This is a genomic window from Neobacillus drentensis, from assembly GCF_036965245.1.
In the GTDB taxonomy this organism is placed as follows: Bacteria; Bacillota; Bacilli; order Bacillales; family Cytobacillaceae; genus Neobacillus; species Neobacillus drentensis_G.
In genome coordinates this window covers 25,851-27,302 of sequence record NZ_JBALPG010000130.1, presented here as the reverse complement: position 1 = coordinate 27,302, position 1,452 = coordinate 25,851, and the positions used below count along the sequence as shown (strand labels likewise).

The window sequence follows — 1,452 nt, the reverse complement described above, 5'->3', positions numbered from 1 at the left end:
TTAAGCAGGAAATCGCCTTTGGTAGTCCGAATCCGTGGCTTATTCGGACAGGTTAAGCAGGAAATTGCCTTGTCTTGTCCGAATACGAGGTTTATTCGGACAGGTTAAGCAGGAAATCGCCTTATCCTGTCCGAATGCGAGGCTTAAGATCCTAGTCACATAATGGTTTTTAACCAGTATAAAAGAAAGAATGGCTTGAAAACTTCGAGCCATTCTTTTTGTGTATCATACTGCGTTTTTATTGACTTATTTTTTGGGGATTTGGCGGTCTCATCATAGTCATGCTGAATCTTACCAATATTACTACGTAGCCAACCTCAGTACAGTATAACCCATTCTTTTAAGAGCCGAATCGGTCTAATGCTTTTATGCTTTTAAACTATTTTAATCTTACAACATAGTTTATATGACTACCAAAAGAATAGAGATAGAACAGCTAATGAAGCAATAGCACCAAACGCAATTCCAGCGCCAAAGCCCCAGCCCCAGCCTCCGTAACCAAAACCGCCTAGGCCTCTGCGACGCCCCAGTGGTTGAAGAAAAACTCTGTTGTTGGTAACACGGTGAATGATTCCTCTATGAATTCTTCCGTCAAGGGTTCTGATATCAACTGCTCTACCCATGTGTCTTTGGCACAATCCATAATAATGAGCCGACATTTTCTCTCACCTCCAATTACTAATGAACCATACGACATTATACGTATTGAAATCATTATCGTAATGGACAAGTGTAATAGGGGATTAGTGGAAATTTAAAATCTCTGAAATCGAACTTGGCTGGGCACCTTTAAACTATTTTCTTTCATGGAAACATTAATCAGGAAGAAGTAAAAAACGTTTTATATCTTTGGTTTTTGTCCAACAAATTGGATGACATGTGATAATCCATTATGTAATTCACCTTCTTTACGAATAACCTCACCCATAAAAAAGTGAACAATACGCCAATTTGAGAAAGTTTGTAAAAACTCTTCAGGAGAATATAAAAAATCCAATTCTTTTGGTCCCCCACTTTTATAAGGAAGTTGATAGTGAGAATATACCTCTGTAACAAAATAGCCACCTGGCTTTACTGCTTCTTTCACGCCATGAAGTGTTTTTCTGCGTAATTCGATTGGGAAATGTCCAAAAATACATACAATTTCATCCCACTGAGTTACATCCCATTGTGCTTCATTTAAATCAACAAGTTCTGTTTTAACAGTTACACCTCTTTCATCTGCAAGCCTTTTCGTTTTTAGAAGTCCTGATTCCGCATAATCCCAAGTAGTAACGTTCATTCCTTTTTCAGCTAAAAAAACGGCATTCCGGCCTTCCCCTTCTGCAATTGCTAATACATTCCCGGATAATTGCAGCTTTTCTTGTATTTCAGATAAAAACACATTCGGTTCTGTACCATAAACATAGTTCTCATCTTGAAAACGGTTATTCCACTGATTCATATCCAAAT

Annotated in this window: 2 protein-coding genes; both read right to left on the bottom strand. The window is 38.0% G+C overall.

The features are described 5' to 3' along the window. Nucleotides 1-410: 410 nt before the first annotated feature. Entirely contained in the window at nt 411-659 is a 249-nt protein-coding gene (locus V7150_RS21860) for a hypothetical protein (RefSeq protein ID WP_335522436.1), read from the bottom strand. A gap of 182 nt (nt 660-841) precedes the next feature. Then, on the bottom strand, nt 842-1,444 hold the full coding sequence (locus V7150_RS21855; protein WP_335522444.1) for an SAM-dependent methyltransferase: 603 nt from the start codon (nt 1,442-1,444) through the stop codon (nt 842-844). Nucleotides 1,445-1,452 lie beyond the last annotated feature (8 nt).